This window comes from Streptomyces sp. AM25, assembly GCF_058146165.1.
Genome location: NZ_JBKIWN010000009.1, coordinates 431,159 through 453,547, shown reverse-complemented (window position 1 = coordinate 453,547; position 22,389 = coordinate 431,159). Strand labels below are relative to the sequence as shown.

Sequence of the window (22,389 nt, the reverse complement as noted above, 5' to 3'; positions counted from 1 at the left end):
TGAGGACGTTGAACGCAGTGACACGCAATCCCGTCGGCGGACATATCCCCGTGGCGGGCGGCCTGGCGAAGACCGGTCTGCCCTACGCACGCGCGATGGGCGCCGAGGCCGTCCAGGTCTTCGTCGCCAACCCGCGCGGCTGGGCGACCCCGCCGGGGAACCCGCGCCAGGACGAGGAGTTCCGTGCCGGGTGCGAGGAGGGCGGGCTCCCCGTCTTCGTCCACGCCCCCTATCTGATCAACTTCGGCTCGCACAGCGCCGCGACGGTGGACCGGTCCGTGGAGTCGCTGCGGCACTCGCTGCGGCGCGGCCGGGAGATCGGCGCGCAGGGCGTCGTGGTGCACACGGGCTCCGCGACGGCCGGCCGGCCGCGTACGGAGGCGCTGGCCCAGGTGCGCGAGCGGATGCTGCCGCTGCTGGACGAGCTCACGCACGACGACGACCCGTGGCTGCTGCTGGAGCCGACGGCGGGTCAGGGCGCCTCGCTCTGCTCACTGGTGGAGGACCTCGGCCCGTACGCGGAGGCGCTGGACCGGCATCCCCGGCTGGGCGTCTGCCTGGACACCTGCCACGTCTTCGCCGCCGGGCACGACCTGGCCGCGCCGGGCGGCGTGAAGCAGGTGCTGGACGAGCTCGTCGGGGTCATGGGCGAGGGACGGCTGCGCCTCATCCACGCGAACGACTCGAAGGCGGGGGCGGGGTCGCACCTGGACCGGCACGAGAACATCGGTGCGGGGCGGATCGGCGCCGACGCCTTCGGTGAGCTGTTCGCCCACCCGGCGACGGAGGGCGTGCCGCTGACGATCGAAACCCCGGGCGGCCCGGAGGGCCACGCGGCAGACGTGACCCGCCTGAAGGAACTGCGCGCGGCGCAGCTGCGGTAGCGCCCCGAAGGGGCGCGGGGCAGTTACATATGCGGCTCCGCCGCGTGGGCGCGAGCAACCACAAACGACCCGCAGTCGAAATACCGCGCTACAGCTCAGGCCCCTCGCCCGGCTCCTCCTGATAGGAGTACCGCTGCTCCCGCCACGGGTCACCCACGTTGTGGTAGCCCCGCTCCTCCCAGAAGCCCCGGCGGTCGGCCGTCATGTACTCCACGCCGCGGACCCACTTGGGCCCCTTCCACGCGTACAGGTGCGGCACGACGAGCCGCACCGGAAAGCCGTGCTCCGCGGTGAGGAGTTCGCCGTCCTTGTGCGTGGCGAAGATCGTCTGCTCGGCCGTGAAGTCCGCGAGCCGCAGGTTCGAGCTGTAGCCGTACTCGGCCCACACCATCACATGGGTGACCTCCGGCGCCGGCGGAGCCAGTTCGAGCACCGTGCGGGCCGACACGCCGCCCCATTCGGCGCCCAGCATGCTGTATTTCGTGACGCAGTGCAGGTCCGCCACGACCGTCGTGTACGGGAGGGCGGCGAACTCCTCGTGCGTCCAGCAGTGCTTGTCGCCGTCGGCCGTCGCGCCGAAGACGCGGAACTCCCAGCGCTCCGGCCTGAACTTGGGCACCGGCCCGTAGTGCGTCACCGGCCATCCGCGCTGGAGCCGCTGCCCCGGGGGGAGCTGGAGTTCCCCTTTGCGGCTTTCCGACTGACCCATGGGTCCATGGTGTCAGACCCCGGGAGGTGCTCATGACCATGGGTCGCCCCGATACGGACAAGTCGCGCTAAGTGTGCACTTACTGGACGACTCCCCGGGGCGATGCAAGGATGCGGCGCAATCTGCCGGACATCCGCTTGGAAGGACTGCGCAATGCAGGGCGACCCCGAGGTCATCGAGTTCCTCAACGAACAGCTGACGGCGGAGCTGACCGCCATCAACCAGTACTTCCTGCACGCCAAGCTGCAGGAGCACAAGGGCTGGACGAAGATCGCCTCACACACCCGGGCCGAGTCGTTCGACGAGATGCGGCACGCGGAGGTCCTGACGGACCGGATCATCTTCCTGGAGGCGCTGCCCAATTACCAGCGGCTGTTCCACGTCCGGGTCGGCCAGACGATCGTCGAGATGTTCCAGGCCGACCGGCAGGTGGAGGTCGAGGCCATCGACCGGCTCCGGCGCGGGGTGGAGGTCATGCGGGCCAAGGGCGACATCACCTCGGCCAACATCTTCGAGTCGATCCTCGCGGACGAGGAAGACCACATCGACTACCTCGACACCCAGCTCGAACTGATCGAGAAGCTGGGCGAGCCGCTGTACCTCGCCCAGTTCATCGAGCAGGAGAACGGCAGCAGCAAGTAGACCCCGGCCGTACCGGCTACGCGGCCCGCACCCCGGAGACGGCGGACATCAGCACGACCTCGGCGCCCAGCGCATCGGCCGACCCCTGGTCGACCAGCTCCCGGCGCGGGCATGCGCCGCGGCCGAGCAGCGCCTGGATGCGGCGCACACAGCTGCCGCAATCGGTGCCCGCCTTGCAGGCCCCGGCGATCTGCCGGGGGGTGCACGCCCCCCGGTCCGCGTGCTCGCGCACCTGCTGCTCCGTGATGCCGAAGCACGAGCAGACGTACACGCGGGTCACCGCCTCACCAGAATGATCAATAAGGTAACCCTTACCTTACCTGGCCCGGTGGGAAGCGCACAACGCGATGGGGTGCGGATCACAGGATCCGCACCCCATCGTTCATGCGTCACATGCGACTCACTGGTCGCGGTACATCTCCGCCACCAGGAACGCCAGGTCCAGCGACTGGCTGCGGTTCAGCCGCGGGTCGCAGGCCGTCTCGTAGCGCTGGTGCAGGTCGTCGACGAAGATCTCGTCGCCGCCGCCCACGCACTCGGTGACGTCGTCGCCGGTGAGCTCCACGTGGATGCCGCCCGGGTGGGTGCCCAGGGCCTTGTGGACCTCGAAGAAGCCCTTGACCTCGTCCAGCACGTCGTCGAAGCGGCGGGTCTTGTGGCCCGAGGCCGCCTCGAAGGTGTTGCCGTGCATCGGGTCGCTGATCCAGGCCACCACGGCACCGGACGCGGTGACCTTCTCGACCAGCTCGGGGAGCTTCTCGCGGATCTTGCCCGCGCCCATCCGGGTGATGAAGGTCAGCCGGCCGGGCTCGCGCTCCGGGTCCAGCCGGTCGACCAGGGTCAGCGCCTCGTCGACCGTGGTGGTCGGGCCGAGCTTCACCCCGATCGGGTTGCGGATCTTCGACGCGAACTCGATGTGCGCGCCGTCCAGCTGCCGGGTGCGCTCGCCGATCCAGACCATGTGGCCCGAGACGTCGTAGAGGTGGCCGGTGCGCGAGTCGACACGGGTCAGCGCGGACTCGTAGTCGAGGACCAGCGCCTCGTGGGACGCGTAGAACTCGACCGCCTTCAGCGCCTCCGGGTCCACGCCGCAGGCGTTCATGAAGCTCATCGCCCGGTCGATCTCCCGGGCCAGCTGCTCGTAGCGCTGGCCGGAGGGCGAGGACTTCACGAAGTCCTGGTTCCAGGCGTGCACCTGGCGCAGGTCCGCGTAGCCGCCGGTGGTGAAGGCGCGCACCAGGTTCAGCGTGGAGGCCGAGGCCTGATACATGCGCTTCAGCCGCTGCGGGTCCGGCATGCGGGCCTCGGGCGTGAAGGCGAAGCCGTTGACGGAGTCGCCGCGGTAGGTCGGCAGGGTCACGCCGTCGCGGGTCTCGGTCGGCTTCGAGCGCGGCTTGCTGTACTGGCCGGCGATCCGGCCGACCTTGACGACGGGCACCGACCCGGCGTAGGTGAGCACCGCGCCCATCTGGAGCAGGGTCTTGAGCTTGTTGCGGATCTGGTCGGCGCCGACGGCGTCGAAGGCCTCCGCGCAGTCACCGCCCTGGAGCAGGAACGCCTCGCCGCGCGCGACGGCTCCCAGACGCTGACGCAGCTGGTCGCACTCGCCGGCGAAGACGAGGGGCGGATAGGACTCGAGCTCGGCGATCACATCGCGCAGAGCCTCTTGGTCCGGCCAGTCAGGCTGCTGCGCCGCGGTCAGGGAGCGCCAGGTGTTGCCACCGGCGTGGATTTCAGCGTTCACGGTCACGCACCCAACATTACGGGGTCGCGGGGGCCGTTCCGGGGCCGGACCGGAGTATGAGACGAACCGTGAGACGAGGCTCCGGATAATCCCGCGACAGATGTGGGAGGCGTCGGGTAGCCTGCCCCGCATGTACGTGCCCAGCACCCGTAACCAGTACTGGTGGTGGACCGCTCCTCCGGCGGCCCACTGATCGCGCGTACACCGATCGCATCGCCAAGGCCGCCCCGAGGGGCGGCCTTCCGCGTCCGCGGGGCGCATCCGGCAGGCCGTTCCTCCCCCCATCAGGAAGGAACCTCTCCCATGGCCGCAACCTCTGCCGCCCTGCTCGCCCGGCTGACCGCGCACGGCTGCCCGCCCTTCGCCCTGCTGCACCGCCGCACCCCCGGTCATCCCGAGGGCACGGTCGAACTCCTCCTCGGCCCGGTCTCCGAGGCCGGGCGGCTGGCCGACGTCCCGCTCCCCTCCGGCCCGCCCGCAGGCGGCGCGCCGGTGCACGACGCCCTGGCCCTCGTCCCCTTCCGGCAGATCCGCGAGCGCGGCTTCGACGTCCGCGACGACGGCACCCCGCTGCTGGTGCTGTGCCCGGAGGAGACCCACGAACTGCCGCTCGACGCCGTCCTCGACGCCCTGCCCGCCCACAAGGTCCGGGTCGAGGGCGGCACCTTCGACGTGGACGACGACGCCTACGCACGCATCGTCGAGCGCGTGATCGAGGACGAGATCGGCACCGGCGAGGGCGCCAACTTCGTGATCCGGCGCACCTTCGAGGGCGAGGTCCACGGCTTCGGGCCCGCCGACGCCCTGGCCCTCTTCCGGCGGCTGCTGTCCGGCGAGCGCGGCGCCTACTGGACGTACGTCGTCCACACCGGCGACCGCACGCTGGTGGGCGCCAGCCCGGAGGTCCACGTGCGGATGTCCGGCGGGACGGTCGTGATGAATCCCATCAGCGGCACCTACCGCTATCCGGCCGGAGGCGCCTCGGAGGACGGGCTGCTGGCCTTCCTGCACGACCGCAAGGAGGTGGAGGAGCTGTCCATGGTCGTCGACGAGGAGCTGAAGATGATGTGCACCGTCGGCGACCGGGGCGGCGTGGTCGTCGGCCCGCGGCTCCGTGAGATGGCCCACCTCGCGCACACCGAGTACGAACTGCGCGGGCGCTCCTCGCTGGACGTGCGCGAGGTGCTGCGGGAGACGATGTTCGCGGCGACCGTCACCGGCTCGCCCGTGCAGAACGCCTGCCGCGTCATCGAGCGGTACGAACCCCACGGCCGCGGCTACTACGCGGGGGCGCTCGCGCTGATCGGCCGCGACGCGGGCGGTGCGCAGATCCTCGACTCCCCGATCCTCATCCGCACCGCGGACATCGACCGGCGCGGCCGGCTGCGGGTCGGGGTCGGTGCCACGCTCGTGCGCCGCTCCGACCCGCACGGCGAGGTCGCCGAGACCCACGCCAAGGCGGCCGGCGTGCTGGCCGCCCTGGGCGTGCGCCGCGGCCCCGTACGCCCGTCGGCCGCCCCGCCCGTACGGCTCGGGGACGACCCGCGGGTACGGGAGGCGCTGGATGCCCGGCGCGCGGACCTGGCCCCGTTCTGGCTGCGGATGCAGACGCCCGGGTCCACCGGAGCGCTGACCGGGCACGCCCTGGTCGTCGACGGCGAGGACACCTTCACGGCGATGCTCGCCCACCTCCTGCGCACCTCGGGGCTGAAGGTGACGGTGCGGCGCTACGACGAGCCCGGTCTGCGGGACGCCGCGCTGACCCACGCGGGCCCCGTGGTGCTGGGCCCCGGTCCCGGCAACCCCTCGGACGCGGCCGACCCGAAGATGCGGCTGCTGCGCGGGCTGGCCGCGGACCTGCTGCGCGAACACCGGCACGGGCTGCTGGGGGTGTGCCTGGGGCACGAACTGATCGCGGCGGAGCTGGGGGTGGAGATCGTACGGAAGGAGGTGCCCTTCCAGGGGGCGCAGGAGAAGATCGACTTCTTCGGGCGGGAGGAGGTCGTGGGCTTCTACAACACGTTCACCGCGCGGGGCGGTGCCGGTCTCGACGGGGTCGAGCTCAGCAGGGATCCGGTGACGGGTGACGTACACGCCCTGCGGGGGCGCGGCTTCGCGGGAGTCCAGTTCCACCCGGAGTCGGTGCTGACGCTGAACGGTGCGTCGATCGTCACGGAGCTGCTGGCGGCAGTGCTCGTCTGAAGTCGGTTGCCGGACGGGTCTTCCGGCCCGTCCGGCAACCGGGGGTGACGTCAGCCGAAGAAGACGCGCGCCTCCTCGTACTGCTCGGGCGGCACCGTCTTCAGCTTCGCCGTCGCCTCGGCCAGGGGGACACGGACGACGTCCGTCCCCCGCAGCGCCACCATCTGCCCGAACGCCCCGTCCCGGACGGCGTCGATGGCGTGCAGCCCGAAGCGCGTCGCCAGCCACCGGTCGAACGCACTCGGCGTGCCGCCGCGCTGGACGTGGCCCAGCACCGTGGTCCGGGCCTCCTTGCCCGTGCGGGCCTCGATCTGCTTGGCCAGCCACTCCCCCACGCCGGACAGCCGGACGTGCCCGAAGGAGTCGTGCGCCGGGGCGTCCTTGAGCACCAGGTCGCCGTCGCGCGGCATGGCCCCCTCCGCCACCACCACGATCGGCGCGTAGCTCGCGCGGAAGCGCGAGGTGACCCATCCGCAGACCTCGTCGAGGTCGAACCGCTGCTCGGGGACGAGGATGACGTTGGCGCCGCCCGCCAGGCCGGAGTGCAGCGCGATCCAGCCCGCGTGCCGGCCCATGACCTCGACGACGAGGACGCGCATGTGCGACTCGGCCGTGGTGTGCAGCCGGTCGATGGCCTCGGTGGCGATGTTGACGGCGGTGTCGAAGCCGAAGGTGTAGTCGGTGGCGGAGAGGTCGTTGTCGATGGTCTTGGGCACCCCGACGCAGGGGATGCCGTGTTCGTCCGAGAGGCGGCAGGCCACGCCCAGGGTGTCCTCGCCGCCGATGACGATGAGGGCGTCCACCTCCTGCTTGGCCAGGTTCTCCTTGATGCGGCGGACCCCGTCCGGCTCCCGGAGGGGGTTGGTCCGCGAGGAGCCGAGCACGGTGCCGCCGCGCGGCAGGATGCCCCGTACCGCGGGGATGTCGAGGCGCGTGACCGCTCCCGTGAGCGGTCCGCGCCAGCCGTCCTTGAAGCCGGTGAAGTCGTAGTGGTAGCGCTGGACGCCCTTGCGGACGACGGCGCGGATGACCGCGTTGAGCCCGGGGCAGTCCCCGCCGCCGGTCAGTACTCCGACCCGCATGACACCTTCCCTTCGCCGAGTGCCGGGTGACGCCCGGCCGCAGGCGGCGTCAGGCGTCGTCGAGACCTCGCTCGATCGCGTAGCGGACGAGCTCCACACGGTTGTGCAACTGGAGCTTGCCCAAGGTGTTCTGAACATGGTTCTGCACCGTGCGGTGGGAAATAACCAGCCGCTCGGCGATCTGCTTGTACGAGAGCCCCTTGGCGACGAGGCGCAGGATCTCGGTCTCACGGTCGGTGAGGCTCGGGACCGCGGGCTCGTCGGGCGCGGCGGGGGCGGGGCCGGCGGCCAGCCTGCGGTACTCGCCGAGCACCAGGCCGGCCAGGCCCGGGGTGAAGACCGCGTCGCCCGCGGCCGTGCGGCGCACGGCGTCCAGCAGTTCCCCGGTGCTGGCGGACTTCAGCAGATAGCCGGTGGCCCCGGACTTCACGGCCTCCAGGACGTCGGCGTGCTCGCCGCTGGCGGACAGGACGAGGACCCGCAGGGCGGGGTTCTCGCCGACGAGCTCCTTGCAGACGGCGACCCCGGGCAGGCCCGGCAGGTTGAGGTCGAGGACCAGGACGTCGGGGGCCGCGGCCTTCGCCCGGCGCACCGCCTGCGGGCCGTCGCCCGCGGTGGCGACGATCTCGTACCCGGCGGCCGCCAGGTCGCGCGCGACCGCGTCGCGCCACATGGGGTGGTCGTCGACCACCATGACCTTGACCGCTGCTGCCGTGCTCATCCTGCGACTCCACTCCCCCGTGAGCTCCGCGGAACTCTCAGCTCGACCTCGGTGCCCTGGCCGGGCACGGACTCCACCACGGCGCCGCCGCCCAGGTCGCGCAGCCGGCCGCGGATGGAGAGGGCGACGCCCATGCGCCCCTCGCGCTCCGCGTCCGCCAGCCGTCCCTCGGCGATGCCCGGGCCGTCGTCCCGTACGGTGACGATGATTTCGTCCGGTTCGTCCTCCAGCAGGATCCAGGCCCGCGCGTCCGGCCCCGCATGCCGGGCGACATTGTCCAGGGCGGCACCGACGGCGGCCGCCAGCTCCGCCGCCGCGGCCGCCTCCAGCAGCACGGGCGTGCCGGGCGCCGCGACGGAGACGGCGGACCCGGCGTACGGGGCCAGCAGCGCCCGCAGGTCGCAGGGGCCGGCCGGGACCTCGGGGACGGTCCGGACGAGCTCGGCGTCGTCGGCCAGTTGCTCGGCCGAGCGCTGCGGCGGCAGCAGGCCGCCGGCCACCAGGGTGCGCAGGGCGATCTCCTGCTCGCCGGCCATCCGGCCCAGTTCCGCGGCCTCGCCGCCGAGGGCGGCGCCGCGGCGCTGCACCATGGCCAGCACCTGCAGCACGCTGTCGTGGATGTCCCGGGCCAGCCGCTCGCGTTCGCGGGTGGCCGCCTCTATCCGCAGGGCGCGGGCGAGGGTGCGTTCACTGGCGCGGGCGACCTCGACGATGTAGCCGACGGCGATGCTGGAGATCCACACCAGCAGCACGTTGTGGACGGTGTCGCGGGCGAGGTAGCCGCGCTCGGCGAGGTTGGCGGCGGCCACCAGCGTGGAGCCGACGGCGGCCCAGCGCCAGCCGCCCTTGATGGCCAGCCCCAGCACCGCGCCGCCCGCCCAGACCGTCGGGAGCGTAGCCGCGCCGCCGTCGATCCGGGCCGGGGAGTCGACGACGGAGGTGAGCAGGATGCCCGCGAGGGCGACGCCCAGGTCGGCGATCAGGAAGGACCGGGTGCAGCGCTCGGGTGCGGTGACCCTGTTCCAGGTCAGCAGCATCCAGAGGGTGAGCACCGCCATGTAGGCGGCGGCGCCGAGCGGGTGCGCGTAGTGGCGGTGGCTCAGCCAGAAGAGGCCGAGGGCGTAGCCGAGGGTGAGGATGCGGTAGCCCGTGAGCGCCCGCCACAGCGGGAGCTCGACCGACATCCGCACCGCGCGCGGCCGCCCGCTGCGCTGCGCCATCCCCCGCCCCCGATGCTCGTGCTACTCGTCCGTCTTCTCCAGGCCGGCGGCCTTGGCCGCCTTCTCCTCCTCGGCCTTGCGCTTCGCCTCGTCCGCGATCTGCCGCTTGGCGGCGGTCGCGTAGATGTCGACGTACTCCTGGCCGGAGAGCTTCATGATCTCGTACATGACCTCGTCGGTCACCGAGCGGAGGATGAAGCGGTCGCCGTCCATGCCGTGGTAGCGGCTGAAGTCCAGCGGTTTGCCGATCCGGATGCCGGGCCGCATCAGCTTCGGCACGACCTTGCCGGGCGGCTGGATCTTCTCCGTGTCGATCATCGCGACCGGGATCACCGGGGCCCCGGTGGCCAGCGCGACCCGGGCGAGGCCGCCCGGCTTGCCGCGGTAGAGACGGCCGTCCGGGGAACGGGTGCCCTCCGGGTAGATGCCGAAGAGCTCACCGCGCTCCAGCACCTCGATACCGCTCTTGATCGCGGCCTCGCCGGCGCCGCGGGCGCCCGAGCGGTCGACCGGGAGCTGGCCGACGCCCTTGAAGAAGGCGGCCGTCAGCTTTCCCTTGACTCCGGGAGAGGTGAAGTACTCCTGCTTCGCGATGAACGTGATCTTGCGGTCGAGGACCGCGGGCAGGAAGAAGGAGTCCGAGAAGGACAGGTGGTTGCTCGCCAGGATCGCGGGCCCCTCGGCCGGTACGTTCTCCAGCCCCTCCACCCACGGCCGGAAGGCAAGCTTCAGCGACCCGCCGATGGACAGCTTCATTGCGCCGTAGAACAACCGAGAACCTCCTGTGTGTGACGAGGAGACCTTAACCTGCCTACCCGGCATGCGACGCTCCGCGTACGCTGAGGACCGACCCCTTTCCTTGGGTTTCCCCGCGCCTTCCATGCCATCTGCGATCGGAGAATCCGGTGCTGCTCCTCCCCGGGGCCGAGCCCTTCCGCCATGACGGCGGAGAGGTCGGCGTCCTTGTGTGTCACGGCTTCACCGGCTCCCCGCAGTCCGTCCGCCCCTGGGCCGATTATCTCGCCGAACGGGGCCTGAGCGTCGCGCTTCCGCTGCTGCCGGGGCACGGCACCCGCTGGCAGGACATGCAGATCACGGGCTGGCAGGACTGGTACGCGGAGGTCGACCGCGAGCTGTGGCGGCTGCGCGAGCGCTGCGCGCAGGTCTTCGTCTTCGGCCTGTCCATGGGCGGCGCGCTGGCGCTGCGGCTGGCCGCCCACCACGGGGACGCGGTCTCCGGCGTGTGCGTCGTCAACCCGGCGAACAAGGTGCACGGCCTGGCGGCCAAGGCCCTGCCCGTCGTGCGGCACCTGGTGCGGACGACCAAGGGCATCGCGAGCGACATCGCCAAGGACGGCGCCACGGAGACCGGCTACGACCGGGTGCCGCTGCACGCCGCGCACTCCTTCCGCCGCTTCCTGCAGCGCCTGGACTCCGAACTGCCGCAGGTCACCCAGCCGTTGCTGCTGATGCACAGCCCCGAGGACCACGTGGTGCCGCCCGCCGACTCGGCGCGCATCCTCTCCCGGGTCTCCTCCCGCGACGTCACCGAGCGGCTGCTGGAGCGCAGCTACCACGTGGCCACGCTGGACCACGACGCCGCGACGATCTTCGACGAGTCGTACGCGTTCATCGGCCGGCTCACCGGCGCGGCCGTCGCCGGGGAGGGGGCGGCCGGCCGTGGCTGAGCGTGACGCGGACCGCGACCGCGACCGCGACGAGAGCCGCGACCCGCTGGACGAGGAGGCGGCGTGGCAGCAACTCGTCGCCTCCTACGGTGAACAGCCCGATCCGGAGAAGGGCCGCTGGCCCGCCACGGGCGGCGAGGACGCCGCCCCGGAGAAGGCGCCGGAGCCGGCCGAGCCCGAGCGGCCGGGGAGTTTCATCGTCTACGCGCCCGGGGTCGGCCCGCGCGACTGGACGACCCCGCCCGCCGCGGCGGCCGCCGAGCAGGAGGACGAGGGCCACTTCGTCCCGCCGGAGCCCCCGCCGCTGCCGACCGGCGACGTGACGTCGCGGTTCGCGTGGATCGCGGTACTGGGCGGCCCGCTGCTGCTGCTCGTGATGGTGCTGCTGCGGCAGGAGTTGACGTGGTGGATCACCACGCTGGGGGTGGGGGGTTTCCTGGGCGGCTTCGCCACGCTGGTGCTGCGCATGCGGGACAGTGACGGGGACGATGACGACGACCCCGGCCGGGGGGCCGTGGTCTAAGGCGGTTCTGCAGCTGCGGGCCGTCTGTGGCTGGTCGCGCCCACGCGGCGGAGCCGCATGATCACGCACAGCCCCGCGCCCCCTACCGGGCCGGGGCCACCGGCACCCGCACGGCGGCCAGCACCGGCAGGTGATCCGTGGCGGAGCGCAAATCCCCCTCCGCCACCCCCGGCAACCCCATCGGCACCCCGCAACCCAGCACGCGCACACCCTCGGTGGCGAACACCGCGTCGATCCGCTGGAGCGGATCACCGAGCCGCGTCGTGTGCTCCCGCCCCCACGGCGCCGTGGCCCAGCCGTCCTGCAGGACCGCGGACAGCCGGCTGAAGGTCCTGCCGTCCGGGCGGTCGTTCAGATCGCCCGCCGCGACGGCGTACGGCACGCCCAGCGCGCCCAACTGCTCCAGCAGCAGGCCCCCTTGGACGTACCGCTCGCGCTCGTTGATGCTCAGGTGGCAGCTGAGCACGCCCAGCCGCGCCCGCCCGAAGCGCAGCACCGCCGTGGCGAAGCCCCGTTGGTGCAGGCCGGGGGTGCGCGGCAGCAGCACGTCCTCCGTGTGCTCGACGTGGGCGCGCAGCGAGGACAGGATCATCGGCCCCGAGGCGGTGGCGCCCCCGGTGACGTACACCAGGCCGGACTCGCGGGCGAGCCGGGCCGCCGCCTTGCGCCAGCGGAAGAAGCGCGGGGCCTCCTGGATGCAGACGACGTCGGCGGCGCAGGCCCGGATGACCCGGGCCAGTGCCGCCACGTCGTCGCGCATCGAGCGGACGTTGTAGCTGAGCACGCGGACGACCGATGCGTCCGGGGCGGACGTCGAGGCCGGCAGGTCCGCGAGCATCCGCGGTGTCAGCCCTGCCGGGCCAGGTCGGCGGCGCCGACGAGGCCTGCCCTGCCGCCGAGCTGGGCGGCGAGCACCTGGGCGTGCGGGCGCCACTGGCCGCCCACCAGCCAGCGGCGGAAGGACTTGCGGATCGGGTCGAGGACGAGGTCGCCCTCGTCCGAGAGCCCGCCGCCGACGATGAACGCCGAGGGGTCGAAGAGCGAGGCCAGGTCGGCGAGCCCGCCGCCGACCCAGCGGGCCAGCTCGCGGAAGGAGTCGACGGCCACCGGGTCGCCCTGCCGGGCGGCCTCGCTGATGTGCTTGCCCTCGATGCCCTCGGGGGTGCCGTCGCCCAGGCCGAGGAGGATCTCCGCGTTGCCCGGGGTGGCCTGGGCGCGCTGCTTGGCGTAGCGGACGAGGGCGCGGCCGGAGGCGTACTGCTCCCAGCAGCCCTGGCTGCCGCAGCCGCACAGCAGGCCGTCCGGGACGACCCGGATGTGGCCGAACTCGGCGGCCACGCCGAAGCGGCCGCGGCGCAGCTTGTTGCCGATGATGATGCCGCCGCCGAGGCCGGTGCCCAGCGTGATGCAGATGACGTCGTCGTGGCCCTGGCCCGCGCCGAAGCGGTACTCGCCCCAGGCGGCGGCGTTGGCGTCGTTCTCGACGACGACCGGGAGGCCGACGCGCTGCTCGACCTTGTCCTTGAGCGCCTCGTGGCGCCAGTTGATGTTCGGGGCGAAGAGCACCGTGGCGCGCTTGTCGTCCACGTAGCCCGCGGCACCGATGCCGACGGCCTCGACCTCGAAGCCCTCGCTGACGGTGCGCACCGCATCGGCGATGGCGTCGATGACGCCTTCCGGGGTCGGGGGGGTCGGCACCTTGCATGTGGCGAGGATCGTGCCCTCTGCATCGACCACGCCGGCCGCGATCTTCGTGCCGCCGATGTCGACGCCGATGGTGAGTCCCATGTGTCCCTCAGTCAGTAGCTCCAACCCCGCCGCGACCAACCGTACCGGAGCCCTGGTCAGTCCAGGTCGATGCGTTCGCTTCCGCCCCCGGCGGCCCCGTCCGGGCCCGGCCCGGGCGGCCGGGAGGCCGGTTCGTCGCGGGTCCAGCGGCGCTCCTGGCCGGCGACGGCGGCACGGTAGGCGGCCAGCAGTTCGGAGCCGGCGGCGGCCAGGTGGTCGAAGACCTCGGGGTTGCGCTCGACGACGGGCTCGACGGCCGCCCGGGCGGCCTCGACGACGTGCTGCACGGCGGGCAGCCGGATCTCGGAGACCTTGTCGGCGACGGCGTCCATGAGCTTGCGCAGCTCCTCGGCCGCGGTGCCGGGCTCCTGCCCGCGGCGGCGGGCGTTCTCGGCGGCGAGATCCTCCGCGCAGGCCCGCTCCCAGGCGTCGGGGTCGGGCGCCTCGCCGGGGCGCTGGGTGGCATCGCTCATGTCGGAACTCCTGCGGCCGGTATTTCCTCCGACGTTACCCGAACGGGGTAGCGCCGTTACGAAGTCCTGGGCCACAGGTCCGGGTCGGGTATGAAGCGCACGCACAGCGCCCCGTCCTGCAGCCCCGCCCCCGCGACGCTGCACCGGCGCAGCGCGGACGGCAGCGGCAGCACCCGCCGGAACGGCCCCACGGCGACGACGAGTTCGTCCCCGCGCCGCACCAGCCCGAGCGCGTCGCGCTCCGCACCGGGCAGGGGGAGCCGCCAGACGAGCATGCCGTCGCCCTTCAGTCGGTCCTCGACGGACCAGGGATCGGGACGCCGCTCCCCTGCGGGGCCGGCTGCCGGGCCGACCGCGTCGAGGCCGAGGAGGAGTCCGGCGCCGGCGGAGTCGCTGCTGCGCCCGGCAGGTGCATCGCCTCCGGCATCGGGCGCTGCCGCGCAGTCGCCGTAGCCGACGCCGGGGCCCGCACCGGCCCCGGCCCACGCCGCGCCGGCGCCGGACCCGTCCGCACCGTCCCGCGCAGCGGCCTCCTCGGCCCGCAGGGCCAGTTCCGTCAGATCCTCCGTGCCCCGCGGGCTGCGCCCCAGGTGGGGCAGTTCGCAGACGGGCACGGCGTCGGCCGTGAAGTCCTCCCGCAGCGCCTTGCCCGCAAGGCGCTGCTCGGCGGCGAGGCCCGCCAGCCAGGGGTCGGCGGAGTCGTCCGGGAGCAGGCGGTTGAGGATCAGGGCGTCGATGCGGCAGCCCTGGAGGGCGAGGCCGGCACGGGCCGTGCGGAGGGTCTCGACGGTGGTCGGCAGCGGCTCGGCGACGAGGCGGACGGTCGTGGCGGCGGACTCGAACACGTCCTGGACGGCGGCGAGTTCCCGCTGCCACCGCTCGGCCGTCTCGTACAGCCGGGCGGCCGGCATGGGCACCCCGGCGAGCTGGGCCAGCATGGGGCGCAGGGCGCGGGCCGCCTGGCGTTCGGGGGGCAGCAGGCGGCGCAGGTAGCGCCGCAGCTGCTCGGGCAGGGCGAGCAGCCGCACGGTGTCCTGCACGGGCGGCATGTCGGCGACGACGAGGTCCCAGCGGCCGTCGGCGTGGGCGGCGCGCAGGGCGGCGAGGATCGCGAGCGGCTCGGCGCCGGGCACCTCGGTGAGTTCGTCGGCGTCCAGCGGGGCGGCGCCCAGCAGGTCGAAGAGGGAGGCGCCGCGGTCCTGGAGGTCGCGGGCGACGGCGCGGAAGTGCCCGTCGGCGGCGACGCGGGCGGCCCACATCCCGGGGGCCGCCTCGACGGGCGGCGTCCAGGGGCCGGCGGCCCCGCCGTCCGCGGGCAGCGCCCTGCCGAGCACCGCGCCGGGGGCGGGGCCCCGGTCGCAGCTGAGCAGCAGTACGCGCCGCCCCTGCCGGGCCGCGGCGAGCGCGGCGGCCGCGGCCGCGGTGGTGCGGCCCGCGCCGCCGGGACCGGTGACGAGGACCGTGCGCAAGAAGTGCCTCCGGGGGCCTGGTTCAGGGGGCCGCGTCAGGCGGCCGCGTTGCTCTCGACGCGCTTCTTCAGACCGTCCAGCGCGCGGTCGATGATGACCTTCTCGGCCTTGCGCTTGATCATCCCGAGCATCGGGATCTTGACGTCGACGGTGAGCTCGTAGGTCACCTCGGTGGCCGTGCCGCCGGCGACCGGCTTCAGGCTGTACGAGCCGTCGAGCTGGCGCAGCATCTGGGACTTCACCAGCGACCACTTGACCACGTTCGCCGCGGGCCAGCTGTAGGCCAGCACGTGGTCGTCCTTGATCGCGCCCGCGTCCAGGACCAGGCGCAGCTGCGAGGCGCGGCCCTGCTCGTCCTTCTCCAGCACCTCGGCCAGCTTGACCTCGCCGGTCCACTCCGGGTAGCGGTCGAAGTCGGAGATCACCGCCATGACCCGCTCCGGGGCCGCTTCGATCGTGATGCTCGACTTGGTGTTCTCCGCCATCTGCCTGGCTCCTCCGGTACCGGTCCGCCGCCTCGAATTGTCTGCCGCTGAAGGCTACATCCCGCGCCGCGTCACCATTCCAGCACCCAGGGTGTTCCGGTCGAGGCGAAGTGTCCGACGTTGACGCACTCGGTTGCGCCGATGCGCATCCGGCGCGCCAGCGGCTGGTGAACATGGCCGAAAAGGGCATACCGGGGGCGCACGGCGCGGATTGTCTCCAGCAGGGCCGCGCTGCCGCGCTCGAAGCGGCGGGCCACGGTGTCGTAGCAGAGCTCGGGCACGTCGGGCGGGATGTGCGAGCAGAGCACGTCGACGTCGCCGAGGGCGGCGAGCTTGGCCGCGTAGGTCTCGTCGTCGATCTCGTAGGGGGTGCGCATGGGCGACTGCAGGCCGCCGCCGACGAAGCCGAAGACCAGGCCGCCGATCTCGACCCGCTCGCCGTCGAGGATCCGGGTGCCCGGGCCGGCGTACTCGGGCCACAGGCGGGGGATGTCGACGTTGCCGAAGGTCGCGTAGGTCGGCGCGGGGAAGGCGGCGAAGAGCTCGGCGTACTGCTTGCGCACCGCGGACTCGATCGCGGCCTCGCGGTCCAGCCCGTCCCACAGCCGCCGGCCCAGCTCCCGGGCCTCCGCGAAGCGGCGCTGGGTGCGCAGCTCGACGATCCGGTCGGCGTTCTCGACCCCGAAGAGGTCGGGGAAGATGCCGCGCGAGTGATCGGCGTAATCGAGGAAGAGGACGAGGTCGCCCAGGCAGACCAGGGCGTCGGCACCGTCGCCGGCCCGGGCCAGGCCCTCGGCGTTGCCGTGCACATCGCTGACCACGTGGACTCGCATGACGATCACCCTAAGTCCGCAGGGCCCGTCCCGGAAGGGCCCCGACCTGCGGTTACTTCCCGGTCACCCAAGGGAGGAGCTAGGGTTTTGCCCGCAGTCCCGCGGCATGTGACGCAGAGAACATCTGAGCACGACCCCCTATTCGAAAGCTGTACTGGTGGGTAACGTCCGGGCAGTCCACTACCCCCCATCTGCCTGATCATGGACCGCAGCCGACGACGCGCCCCTCGACGACGCGGCGGCGCCGGCGCCCGACGAGGAGCAGCAGTCTTGCGCGAGTTCAGCCTTCCGGCCCTGTACGAGGTCCCCGCGGACGGCAACCTGACGGATCTCATCCGCCGGAACGCCGCGCAGCACCCGGACGCCGCCGTCATAGGGCGCAAGGCCGACGGGCGCTGGGAGGACGTGACGGCCACCGCCTTCCTGGCGGAGGTCCGCGCGGCGGCCAAGGGCCTGATGGCCTCGGGCGTGCAGCCGGGCGACCGGGTCGGCCTGCTCTCGCGCACCCGCTACGAGTGGGCGCTGCTGGACTTCGCCATCTGGAGCGCGGGCGCCGTCACGGTGCCGGTCTACGAGACCAGCTCGCCGGAGCAGATCCAGTGGATCCTCGGCGACTCCGGTGCGGTCGCCTGCATCGTGGAGACCCCGGCGCACGAGGCGTCCGTCGAGTCCGTGCGGGACCGGCTGCCGGACCTCGCCCACGTCTGGCAGCTCGAGCACGACGGCGTCGAGCGGCTGCGCGCCGCCGGGCAGGGGCTGACCGACGAGGAGGTGGACGAGCGCTCGGCGCTGGCCACCGCGGACTCCGCCGCGACCATCGTCTACACCTCGGGCACCACCGGCCGCCCCAAGGGCTGTGTGCTCACCCACCGCAGCTTCTTCGCCGAGTGCGGCAACGCGGTGGAGCGGCTCAAGCCGCTGTTCACCGCGGACGACGCCTCCGTCCTCCTCTTCCTGCCCGCGGCCCACGTCTTCGGCCGCCTCGTCGAGATCGCCGCGGTCCTGGCCCCCATCAAGCTGGGCATGGTCAGCGACATCAAGAACCTCACCGACGACCTGGCGGGCTTCCGGCCGACGCTGATGCTGGGCGTCCCCCGGGTCTTCGAGAAGGTCTACAACGGGGCCCGCGCCAAGGCCCAGGCGGACGGCAAGGGCAAGATCTTCGACAAGGCGGCGGAGACCGCGATCGCCTACAGCCGCGCCCAGGACACCCCGCAGGGCCCGTCCTTCGGCCTGCGGATCAAGCACAAGGTCTTCGACCGGCTCGTCTACGCCAAGCTGCGCGCGGTGCTGGGCGGCCGGGCCACCCACGCGATCTCCGGCGGCGCCCCGCTGGGCGAGCGCCTCGGCCACTTCTACCGCGGCATCGGCTTCACGGTCCTGGAGGGCTACGGCCTGACCGAGTCCTGCGCGGCGACCGCCTTCAACCCGTGGGACAAGCCGCGCATCGGCACCGTCGGCCAGCCGCTGCCCGGCTCCGTGGTGCGCATCGCGGACGACGGCGAGGTGCTGCTGCACGGCGAGCACCTCTTCACCGGCTACTGGAACAACGAGACGGCCACCGCGGACGCCCTCGCCGACGGCTGGTTCCACACCGGCGACCTGGGCACGCTCGACGAGGACGGGTTCCTCACGATCACCGGCCGGAAGAAGGAGATCATCGTCACCGCGGGCGGCAAGAACGTCGCCCCGGCGGTGATCGAGGACCGCATCCGGGCCCACGCGCTGATCGCGGAGTGCATGGTCGTCGGCGACGGGCGGCCGTTCGTCGGCGCGCTGATCACCCTGGACGAGGACTTCCTGCCGCGCTGGCTGTCCTCGCACGGCAGGCCGGCCGGGACGACGCCGGCCGAACTGGCCGCGGACCCCGAGCTGCTGGCGGACGTGCAGAAGGCGGTGGACGACGGCAACGCGGCCGTCTCCAAGGCGGAGTCGGTGCGCAAGTTCCGCATCCTGCCGGGCCAGTTCACGGAGGCGTCCGGCCATGTGACGCCGTCGCTGAAGCTCAAGCGCAACGTCGTGGCGAAGGACTTCGCCGACGAGATCGAGGCCATCTACACCGGCTGAAAGACATCGCTCGACGGGTAAGGGGCTCGCGCCATGGCGCGAGCCCCTTACCCGTTACAGCAGTGCCTTCAGACGTTCCGCCAGCAGGTCCCAGCGCCAGCGCTCCTCGACCCACTCGCGGCCGCGCTCGCCCATCCGCCGCCGCAGCGCGGGGTCCTGCAGCAGTGTCACGATGCGGTCCGCCGACTCCTCCGCGGAACCGCCCCGCACGACATAGCCCGTCTCACCGTCGAGCACGGCGTCCGGCGCACCGCCCGAGTCGCCCGCCACCACCGGCAGGCCCGTCGCGGACGCCTCCAGGTAGACGATGCCGAGCCCCTCCACGTCCAGCCCGCCGCGGCGCGTGCGGCACGGCATCGCGAAGACGTCACCGGCCCCGTAGTGAGCGGGCAGTTCCTCCCACGGGACGGGCCCGGTGAACCGCACCGCGTGCGCAACGCCCGTCTCCTCGGCCAGCTTCCGCAGCTCCTTGCCGTACGGCCCGCCGCCCACGATCAGCAGCACCGCGTCCGGGACGGCCGCCAGGATCCGCGGCATGGCCAGGATCAGGGTGTCCTGCCCCTTGCGCGGGACGAGCCGGGAGACGCACACGACGACGGGCCGGTCCGCGAGGCCGAGCCGGGCCCGGACCTCGTCGCCGCCGGAGGCCGGGTGGAAGGTCTTCTCGTCCACGCCGGGCGGCAGTTGCACCATGCGCGCCGCCGCCTCCTCCGTCAGGGCGGAGGCGATCCGCTTCCGGGTGTACTCCCCCAGATAGGTGATCGTGTCGGTGCCCTCGCCGATACTGCGCAGCAGCTGCCGGGCCGCGGGCAGTTGGGCCCAGCCGGCCTCGTGCCCGTGCGTGGTGGCGACCAGGGTGCGGGCACCGGCCCGGCGCAGCGCCGGGGCCATCAGCCCCAGCGGGGCCGCGGCCCCGAACCAGACGGACGTGCAGCCGTGGGCCTTCAGCAGCGTGGCCGCGCGCCGGGTGACCCTGGGCGTGGGCAGCAGCATGGTCGTCCGGTCCCGGACCACCGCGAAGGGCTGCTCGGCGTCGAACCGGGCCGTGGCCTCGGCCCCTTCGCGCCCGTGCTTCCACGTGGAGGCGTAGACCACGATGCCCGAGGGGTCCAGGCGGAGCGCCATGTTGTGCAGGAACGCCTGGATGCCACCGGGCCGCGGCGGGAAGTCATTGGTGACGATGAGGGTCTTGTGCATCGCGCCCGACAGTACCGGGTGCGATCGGGCGGCAACCAAGACGCCACCCGCCACGTCATCGCGCACGGGCGAGCTCGACCGGCATCATGCGTTGCAGGGACGGACCCCGAGAGGACTGGTGGATGATGGTGGCGGGCAGTGGTCTGCGGCTCCCGAGCGTGGTGTGGGCCGTCACCAGGGCCGTTCTGCTGTTGTGCGTGTTCCGGGTGTGGGTGCTGCCCGGCTCCGACGTCTCCGTCGACATCGACGTGATCTACCAGGGCTGGTACGGCGTCCTGCACACCGGCATCTTCCCGTACGACGACGTCACCTGGCAGTACCCGCCCGCCGCCGCCCTGGCCGTCCTCGCACCGGGCCTGCTGCCGTTCCTCACCTACCCCCACGCCTTCTTCGTCCTCGCCTTCCTCGCCGACGCGGCGATCTACGCGATGCTGCTGCGCGCGGTGCGCCGCAAGGGGCGCAACCCGATGGGGGTGTGGGTCTGGGTCGCCGGGGTGCCGCTGCTGGGCCCGATCGTCTACGCGCGCTACGACGTGATGGTCACCGCCGTCGCCGTCGCGGCCCTGCTGACGGCCGGGCGCCGCACCCGGCTGTCGGGGGCGCTGGTCGGCTTCGGCGCCCTGCTGAAGGTCTGGCCGATGCTGCTGCTCACCGGGACGCCGCGCGGCCCGCGCACCCGCTCCACGTGGAGCGCCGCCGTGGTCACGGCGATGCTGCTGACGATGTTCTTCGCGGCGGCGATGCCGGGGGCGCTGGCCTTCCTGACGTTCCAGCGCGACCGGGGCACGGAGGTCGAATCCCTCGGGTCGCTCGTCTTCCACCTCGGCCGGCACCTCGGCTGGCACGGCAAGGCGCGCCTCAACTACGGCTCGGTGGAGTTCCTCGGCCGCCACGTCCACGCGGTGAGCGCCCTGGCGCTGGGCCTGAGCGTGCTGGCCTTCGCCTGGCTGCTGCTGTGGCGCCTGCGGGCCCGCCGCTTCACGAGGACGACGCTGTACGACGCGGCCTTCGCGTCGGTGCTGCTGTTCACCACGACGAGCCGGGTGATCAGCCCGCAGTACATGGTGTGGCTGGTCGGCCTGGCGGCGGTGTGCGTGGTGATGGGGACGCCGCGGCAGGGACTGCCGGTGATACTGGTGATGCTGGCCGCACCGCTGACGCAGCTGGAGTTCCCGATCTGGTTCTCGCACGTGGTGGCGAGCGACAAGCTGGGGGTCGCCACGCTGTCGCTGCGCAACGGGCTGCTGGTGGTGGCGACATGGATCGCGTGCTCGCGCCTGTGGCGCGAGACGGTGCCCGCGCGGCGGGCGGTCACGGGGGAATCGGATCCGCCCACGGAGCGGGAGTCGGCGCTGGTGCCGGGGTGACCGGCGCTCGTCCCGTCACCGCCCGAACTGCCCCGCCACGTACGCCCGCCACCGTGCCGTGAACTCCTCCGGGCTCACCCCCAGCACCTTCCTCAGCACCTCCTTCGCCGGCCGCTTCTTCCCGAACGCCCGGTAGACGTCGACGAGTTTGGCCTCGCTCCACTTCTCCGCGATCATCCGGCACGCCAGCCAGCCCCCCTCGTAGGCCCGCGCCAGGCGCCCCGCCTCCCCGGTGAAGCCGAAGTCCCCGTCCGCCGGCAGCTGCTGCGGGGCCCGTCCCGCGGCCACCGCGTCGGCGAGTTCGGGTGCCGCCTGGCGGGCCGTGCGGCCCGTGCCCCGGTACGCGGCCCAGTCCGCGAAGCCCTCCGAGAGCCACAGCGGGGTCGAGGGGGACGTCGCCGCCCGCGTGGCGACGTGCGCCGTCTCGTGCGTGAGCACGATCCGCCGCCCGAACTCCCCCAGCACCCCGTACGCCTCGGGGTTGACCACGATCCGGTCGGCGGGGGCGGCGGCCGTGCCGCCCACCTCGCCGGTGGTGACCGCGGCGATGCCGCGGTAGTTGGCGGGCGGCGCCCCGAGCAGCGCCGCCATCCGGTCCAGCGATGCCGGCATCTCGATCACGACGCGCTTCGCCCAGGCGCCCCGCCAGGCCGTGTCCACGGCCGGCACGGCCCGGTCGGCCAGGTCCGCGAGGGCCTGGAGGCGGGCGCGGTCCTGCCCGGCCCCGAGCACCAGGCTGTGCTCGCCCCGCACCGCGGTGACGTCGCCCTGTTCCCACAGCTGCTGCCCCGCCGAGTCCCCGGCGGCCACGTACCAGCGCCCGTCCCGCCCGGCGAGCGTCAGCCGTACGGGCACGACGACGGGCGCGGAGTCGTACCCGTCGAGCCGGTAGCGCAGTTCGGCCTCGGCCGCGATCCGGCGGCCCGGTCCGGGGGCGGGGGTGAAGCCGCCGGTGCGGACGAGGCGGTACTCCCAGGAGGCCAGCGGCACGGCGGCGAGCCGGTCGAACACCCGCTGCCGCTCGGCCCGGTAGTCCCGCGCCTGCGGGTCCACGGCGGCCAGGTAGGCCTTCTCGTCGTGCTTCCGCACCGCGGCCGACCACCGGTCCAGCACCTGCTGCACGGACCGGGTGTCGCCGTCCGTCCGCTCCGCCGTGTCGGGCGAGCCGCAGCCCGTCAGGCCCTGCAGGGTGAGCAGGCCCGCGGCCAGGGCGCACACCGCCCGCCGTCCGCTCCTCCGCCTGCCCGTCACGCCCGCATCGTACGAGCCGGGCGGGCCCGGGCAGGGGTCAGGGC

The 22,389-nt window shown here is 73.0% G+C and carries 22 protein-coding genes; 7 read left to right on the top strand and 15 right to left on the bottom strand.

The genetic code is table 11. From position 1 onward, the window contains the following. The first annotated feature begins 8 nt into the window (after positions 1-8). Complete coding sequence (locus ACLHRZ_RS14770; protein WP_490418856.1) at positions 9-884, top strand: deoxyribonuclease IV; 876 nt, start codon at positions 9-11, stop codon at positions 882-884. A gap of 88 nt (positions 885-972) precedes the next feature. Here the strand turns inward: ACLHRZ_RS14770 and ACLHRZ_RS14765 are convergent, their stop codons facing one another. After that, a complete protein-coding gene (locus ACLHRZ_RS14765) occupies positions 973-1,593 on the bottom strand; it encodes a sulfite oxidase-like oxidoreductase (protein WP_490418855.1) in 621 nt (206 codons plus the stop codon). Between the two features lie 153 nt (positions 1,594-1,746). Between ACLHRZ_RS14765 and bfr the strand changes: the two genes are divergently transcribed. After that, positions 1,747-2,235 carry a bacterioferritin gene (gene bfr, locus ACLHRZ_RS14760; protein WP_490418854.1) on the top strand — a complete coding sequence of 163 codons (489 nt, stop codon included), beginning with the start codon at positions 1,747-1,749 and terminating at the stop codon, positions 2,233-2,235. A gap of 16 nt (positions 2,236-2,251) precedes the next feature. On the opposite strand, the gene ACLHRZ_RS14755 is transcribed toward bfr, so the two are convergent. Continuing rightward, positions 2,252-2,506, bottom strand: a complete 255-nt coding sequence (locus ACLHRZ_RS14755) for a (2Fe-2S)-binding protein (RefSeq protein WP_490418919.1) — start codon at positions 2,504-2,506, stop codon at positions 2,252-2,254. A gap of 129 nt (positions 2,507-2,635) precedes the next feature. After that, positions 2,636-3,985 (bottom strand): class II 3-deoxy-7-phosphoheptulonate synthase, encoded by a 1,350-nt coding sequence (locus tag ACLHRZ_RS14750; RefSeq protein ID WP_490418853.1) that lies wholly within the window; start codon positions 3,983-3,985, stop codon positions 2,636-2,638. Positions 3,986-4,282: 297 nt separating this feature from the next. Here ACLHRZ_RS14750 and ACLHRZ_RS14745 point away from each other — a divergent pair, with 297 nt between their 5' ends. Then, positions 4,283-6,181 (top strand): anthranilate synthase family protein, encoded by a 1,899-nt coding sequence (locus ACLHRZ_RS14745; protein WP_490418852.1) that lies wholly within the window; start codon positions 4,283-4,285, stop codon positions 6,179-6,181. 50 nt (positions 6,182-6,231) lie between these two features. Here ACLHRZ_RS14745 and ACLHRZ_RS14740 read toward each other — a convergent pair whose 3' ends face one another. Genes ACLHRZ_RS14740 through ACLHRZ_RS14725 form a run of 4 tightly spaced genes read right to left on the bottom strand, consistent with a single transcriptional unit; the run spans position 6,232 to position 9,975 of the window. Further along, positions 6,232-7,263: a 6-phosphofructokinase gene (locus tag ACLHRZ_RS14740; RefSeq protein ID WP_490418851.1), complete on the bottom strand. Its 1,032-nt coding sequence runs from the start codon at positions 7,261-7,263 to the stop codon at positions 6,232-6,234. A gap of 49 nt (positions 7,264-7,312) precedes the next feature. Continuing rightward, positions 7,313-7,984 (bottom strand): response regulator, encoded by a 672-nt coding sequence (locus ACLHRZ_RS14735; RefSeq protein WP_490418850.1) that lies wholly within the window; start codon positions 7,982-7,984, stop codon positions 7,313-7,315. After that, complete coding sequence (gene macS, locus ACLHRZ_RS14730; protein ID WP_490418849.1) at positions 7,981-9,204, bottom strand: MacS family sensor histidine kinase; 1,224 nt, start codon at positions 9,202-9,204, stop codon at positions 7,981-7,983. The genes ACLHRZ_RS14735 and macS overlap by 4 nt, the downstream gene beginning before the upstream one ends. Positions 9,205-9,225: 21 nt before the next feature. Beyond that, positions 9,226-9,975, bottom strand: coding sequence for a 1-acyl-sn-glycerol-3-phosphate acyltransferase (locus ACLHRZ_RS14725; protein WP_336412596.1), 750 nt, complete (start codon positions 9,973-9,975; stop codon positions 9,226-9,228). A 134-nt stretch (positions 9,976-10,109) separates the two neighbouring features. Between ACLHRZ_RS14725 and ACLHRZ_RS14720 the strand changes: the two genes are divergently transcribed. Together ACLHRZ_RS14720 and ACLHRZ_RS14715 are read left to right on the top strand one after the other, a co-directional pair. Further along, entirely contained in the window at positions 10,110-10,892 is a 783-nt protein-coding gene (locus ACLHRZ_RS14720; protein ID WP_490418848.1) for an alpha/beta hydrolase, read from the top strand. Then, positions 10,885-11,415, top strand: a complete 531-nt coding sequence (locus ACLHRZ_RS14715; protein WP_490418847.1) for a hypothetical protein — start codon at positions 10,885-10,887, stop codon at positions 11,413-11,415. The genes ACLHRZ_RS14720 and ACLHRZ_RS14715 overlap by 8 nt, the downstream gene beginning before the upstream one ends. Before the next feature lie 82 nt (positions 11,416-11,497). Here the strand turns inward: ACLHRZ_RS14715 and ACLHRZ_RS14710 are convergent, their stop codons facing one another. From ACLHRZ_RS14710 to ACLHRZ_RS14685, 6 genes are all read right to left on the bottom strand, one after another. Next, complete coding sequence (locus tag ACLHRZ_RS14710; protein WP_490418846.1) at positions 11,498-12,253, bottom strand: endonuclease/exonuclease/phosphatase family protein; 756 nt, start codon at positions 12,251-12,253, stop codon at positions 11,498-11,500. 8 nt (positions 12,254-12,261) lie between these two features. After that, positions 12,262-13,203 (bottom strand): ROK family glucokinase, encoded by a 942-nt coding sequence (locus ACLHRZ_RS14705; protein ID WP_490418845.1) that lies wholly within the window; start codon positions 13,201-13,203, stop codon positions 12,262-12,264. A 56-nt stretch (positions 13,204-13,259) separates the two neighbouring features. Further along, the gene (locus ACLHRZ_RS14700) at positions 13,260-13,676 is read right to left on the bottom strand and encodes a DUF5304 family protein (RefSeq protein ID WP_490418844.1); all 417 of its coding nucleotides are present in this window, start codon (positions 13,674-13,676) and stop codon (positions 13,260-13,262) included. Positions 13,677-13,732: 56 nt separating this feature from the next. Continuing rightward, positions 13,733-15,145: an ArsA family ATPase gene (locus ACLHRZ_RS14695; RefSeq protein WP_490418843.1), complete on the bottom strand. Its 1,413-nt coding sequence runs from the start codon at positions 15,143-15,145 to the stop codon at positions 13,733-13,735. Between the two features lie 35 nt (positions 15,146-15,180). Beyond that, the gene (locus ACLHRZ_RS14690) at positions 15,181-15,630 is read right to left on the bottom strand and encodes an SRPBCC family protein (protein ID WP_490418842.1); all 450 of its coding nucleotides are present in this window, start codon (positions 15,628-15,630) and stop codon (positions 15,181-15,183) included. Between the two features lie 71 nt (positions 15,631-15,701). Beyond that, entirely contained in the window at positions 15,702-16,463 is a 762-nt protein-coding gene (locus tag ACLHRZ_RS14685) for a metallophosphoesterase family protein (RefSeq protein WP_490418841.1), read from the bottom strand. A 270-nt stretch (positions 16,464-16,733) separates the two neighbouring features. Between ACLHRZ_RS14685 and ACLHRZ_RS14680 the strand changes: the two genes are divergently transcribed. After that, positions 16,734-18,530, top strand: a complete 1,797-nt coding sequence (locus ACLHRZ_RS14680; protein WP_490418840.1) for an AMP-dependent synthetase/ligase — start codon at positions 16,734-16,736, stop codon at positions 18,528-18,530. Between the two features lie 54 nt (positions 18,531-18,584). Here ACLHRZ_RS14680 and ACLHRZ_RS14675 read toward each other — a convergent pair whose 3' ends face one another. Continuing rightward, positions 18,585-19,727 carry a glycosyltransferase family 4 protein gene (locus ACLHRZ_RS14675; RefSeq protein ID WP_490418839.1) on the bottom strand — a complete coding sequence of 381 codons (1,143 nt, stop codon included), beginning with the start codon at positions 19,725-19,727 and terminating at the stop codon, positions 18,585-18,587. Between the two features lie 122 nt (positions 19,728-19,849). On the opposite strand from ACLHRZ_RS14675, the gene ACLHRZ_RS14670 reads away from it, so the two are divergent. Then, on the top strand, positions 19,850-21,094 hold the full coding sequence (locus ACLHRZ_RS14670) for a glycosyltransferase 87 family protein (protein WP_490418838.1): 1,245 nt from the start codon (positions 19,850-19,852) through the stop codon (positions 21,092-21,094). A 15-nt stretch (positions 21,095-21,109) separates the two neighbouring features. Here the strand turns inward: ACLHRZ_RS14670 and ACLHRZ_RS14665 are convergent, their stop codons facing one another. Then, on the bottom strand, positions 21,110-22,345 hold the full coding sequence (locus tag ACLHRZ_RS14665) for a hypothetical protein (RefSeq protein ID WP_490418837.1): 1,236 nt from the start codon (positions 22,343-22,345) through the stop codon (positions 21,110-21,112). Between the last annotated feature and the right edge of the window lie 44 nt (positions 22,346-22,389).

Coding starts and splice junctions, on each gene's coding strand:
- ACLHRZ_RS14765 (WP_490418855.1), bottom strand. CDS start 1,593: ATGGGTCAGTCGGAAAGCCGCAAAGGGGAACTCCAGCTCCCCCCGGGG.
- bfr (WP_490418854.1), top strand. CDS start 1,747: ATGCAGGGCGACCCCGAGGTCATCGAGTTCCTCAACGAACAGCTGACG.
- ACLHRZ_RS14745 (WP_490418852.1), top strand. CDS start 4,283: ATGGCCGCAACCTCTGCCGCCCTGCTCGCCCGGCTGACCGCGCACGGC.
- ACLHRZ_RS14740 (WP_490418851.1), bottom strand. CDS start 7,263: ATGCGGGTCGGAGTACTGACCGGCGGCGGGGACTGCCCCGGGCTCAAC.
- ACLHRZ_RS14735 (WP_490418850.1), bottom strand. CDS start 7,984: ATGAGCACGGCAGCAGCGGTCAAGGTCATGGTGGTCGACGACCACCCC.
- macS (WP_490418849.1), bottom strand. CDS start 9,204: ATGGCGCAGCGCAGCGGGCGGCCGCGCGCGGTGCGGATGTCGGTCGAG.
- ACLHRZ_RS14710 (WP_490418846.1), bottom strand. CDS start 12,253: ATGCTCGCGGACCTGCCGGCCTCGACGTCCGCCCCGGACGCATCGGTC.
- ACLHRZ_RS14705 (WP_490418845.1), bottom strand. CDS start 13,203: ATGGGACTCACCATCGGCGTCGACATCGGCGGCACGAAGATCGCGGCC.
- ACLHRZ_RS14700 (WP_490418844.1), bottom strand. CDS start 13,676: ATGAGCGATGCCACCCAGCGCCCCGGCGAGGCGCCCGACCCCGACGCC.
- ACLHRZ_RS14690 (WP_490418842.1), bottom strand. CDS start 15,630: ATGGCGGAGAACACCAAGTCGAGCATCACGATCGAAGCGGCCCCGGAG.
- ACLHRZ_RS14685 (WP_490418841.1), bottom strand. CDS start 16,463: ATGCGAGTCCACGTGGTCAGCGATGTGCACGGCAACGCCGAGGGCCTG.
- ACLHRZ_RS14675 (WP_490418839.1), bottom strand. CDS start 19,727: ATGCACAAGACCCTCATCGTCACCAATGACTTCCCGCCGCGGCCCGGT.
- ACLHRZ_RS14670 (WP_490418838.1), top strand. CDS start 19,850: ATGATGGTGGCGGGCAGTGGTCTGCGGCTCCCGAGCGTGGTGTGGGCC.